This window comes from Bergeriella denitrificans NBRC 102155, from assembly GCF_001592185.1.
Taxonomy (GTDB): domain Bacteria; phylum Pseudomonadota; class Gammaproteobacteria; order Burkholderiales; family Neisseriaceae; genus Neisseria; species Neisseria denitrificans.
In genome coordinates, this window is sequence record NZ_BCWL01000245.1 from 1 (window position 1) to 2,762 (window position 2,762).

A 2,762-nucleotide genomic window follows, 5' to 3' on the forward strand; every position below is an offset into this window, starting at 1 on the left:
AAAGTAAAAGCCCCTGACATTGTCGTCAGGGGCTTAGAATGGGTGTTTGGCAGTGACCTACTTTCGCATGGAAGAACCACACTATCATCGGCGCTGAGTCGTTTCACGGTCCTGTTCGGGATGGGAAGGCGTGGGACCAACTCGCTATGGCCGCCAAACTTAAACTGTACAAATCGGTAAGCCGTTATGCAGGTTTTCTGCACTTATTTATTCTTTAATCAACCGTTGGGTAATGTATGTATCGCTTTCAGTAAGCTTTTATCTTTGAAGTTCTTCAAATGATAGAGTCAAGCCTCACGAGCAATTAGTATCGGTTAGCTTCACGCGTTACCGCGCTTCCACACCCGACCTATCAACGTCCTGGTCTCGAACGACTCTTTAGGAGGGTTATACCCTCAGGGAAGTCTCATCTTCAGGCGAGTTTCGCGCTTAGATGCTTTCAGCGCTTATCTCTTCCGAACTTAGCTACCCGGCGATGCGACTGGCGTCACAACCGGTACACCAGAGGTTCGTCCACTCCGGTCCTCTCGTACTAGGAGCAGCCCCCGTCAAACTTCCAACGCCCACTGCAGATAGGGACCAAACTGTCTCACGACGTTTTAAACCCAGCTCACGTACCACTTTAAATGGCGAACAGCCATACCCTTGGGACCGACTACAGCCCCAGGATGTGATGAGCCGACATCGAGGTGCCAAACTCCGCCGTCGATATGAACTCTTGGGCGGAATCAGCCTGTTATCCCCGGAGTACCTTTTATCCGTTGAGCGATGGCCCTTCCATTCAGAACCACCGGATCACTATGTCCTGCTTTCGCACCTGCTCGACTTGTCGGTCTCGCAGTTAAGCTACCTTTTGCCATTGCACTATCAGTCCGATTTCCGACCGGACCTAGGTAACCTTCGAACTCCTCCGTTACTCTTTGGGAGGAGACCGCCCCAGTCAAACTGCCTACCATGCACGGTCCCCGATCCGGATTACGGACCTGGGTTAGAACCTCAAAGACACCAGGGTGGTATTTCAAGGACGGCTCCACAGAGACTGGCGTCTCTGCTTCTAAGCCTCCCACCTATCCTACACAAGTGACTTCAAAGTCCAATGCAAAGCTACAGTAAAGGTTCACGGGGTCTTTCCGTCTAGCAGCGGGTAGATTGCATCTTCACAACCACTTCAACTTCGCTGAGTCTCGGGAGGAGACAGTGTGGCCATCGTTACGCCATTCGTGCGGGTCGGAACTTACCCGACAAGGAATTTCGCTACCTTAGGACCGTTATAGTTACGGCCGCCGTTTACTGGGGCTTCGATCCGATGCTCTCACATCTTCAATTAACCTTCCAGCACCGGGCAGGCGTCACACCCTATACGTCCACTTTCGTGTTAGCAGAGTGCTGTGTTTTTAATAAACAGTCGCAGCCACCGATTCTCTGCGACCCTCCAATGCTTACACCGCAAGGGCTTAACATCGAAGGGCATACCTTCTCCCGAAGTTACGGTATCAATTTGCCGAGTTCCTTCTCCCGAGTTCTCTCAAGCGCCTTAGAATTCTCATCCTGCCCACCTGTGTCGGTTTGCGGTACGGTTCTGATTCAACTGAAGCTTAGTGGCTTTTCCTGGAAGCGTGGTATCGGTTACTTCGTGTCCTTAGACACTCGTTATCACTTCTCGGTGTTATGAAGACCCGGATTTGCCTAAGTCTTCCACCTACCGGCTTGAACAAACTATTCCAACAGTTTGCTAACCTAACCTTCTCCGTCCCCACATCGCATTGAATCAAAGTACAGGAATATTAACCTGTTTCCCATCGACTACGCATTTCTGCCTCGCCTTAGGGGCCGACTCACCCTACGCCGATGAACGTTGCGTAGGAAACCTTGGGCTTTCGGCGAGCGGGCTTTTCACCCGCTTTATCGCTACTCATGTCAACATTCGCACTTCTGATACCTCCAGCATGCTTTACAACACACCTTCATCGGCCTACAGAACGCTCCCCTACCATACGTGTAAACACGTATCCGCAGCTTCGGTTACAGATTTGAGCCCCGTTACATCTTCCGCGCAGGACGACTCGACCAGTGAGCTATTACGCTTTCTTTAAATGATGGCTGCTTCTAAGCCAACATCCTGGCTGTCTGGGCCTTCCCACTTCGTTTACCACTTAATCTGTCATTTGGGACCTTAGCTGGCGGTCTGGGTTGTTTCCCTCTCGACAACGGACGTTAGCACCCGCTGTCTGTCTCCCGAGGAACAACTTGATGGTATTCTTAGTTTGCCATGGGTTGGTAAGTTGCAATAACCCCCTAGCCATAACAGTGCTTTACCCCCATCAGTCTCTTACTCGAGGCACTACCTAAATAGTTTTCGGGGAGAACCAGCTATCTCCGAGTTTGTTTAGCCTTTCACCCCTATCCACAGCTCATCCCCGCATTTTGCAACATGCGTGGGTTCGGACCTCCAGTGCGTGTTACCGCACCTTCATCCTGGCCATGGATAGATCACTCGGTTTCGGGTCTACACCCAGCAACTAGTCGCCCTATTAAGACTCGGTTTCCCTACGCCTCCCCTATCCGGTTAAGCTCGCTACTGAATGTAAGTCGTTGACCCATTATACAAAAGGTACGCAGTCACACCGCAAAGGTGCTCCCACTGTTTGTATGCATCAGGTTTCAGGTTCTATTTCACTCCCCTCCCGGGGTTCTTTTCGCCTTTCCCTCACGGTACTGGTTCACTATCGGTCGATGATGAGTATTTAGCCTTGGAGGATGGT

At 51.1% G+C, this 2,762-nt stretch carries 2 rRNA genes; both read right to left on the bottom strand.

The features are described 5' to 3' along the window. Window positions 1-44: 44 nt before the first annotated feature. Window positions 45-158 (bottom strand): 5S ribosomal RNA (gene rrf, locus BDE01S_RS09755). A 125-nt stretch (window positions 159-283) separates the two neighbouring features. After that, window positions 284-2,762, bottom strand: a 23S ribosomal RNA gene (locus tag BDE01S_RS09760); the annotation flags it as partial.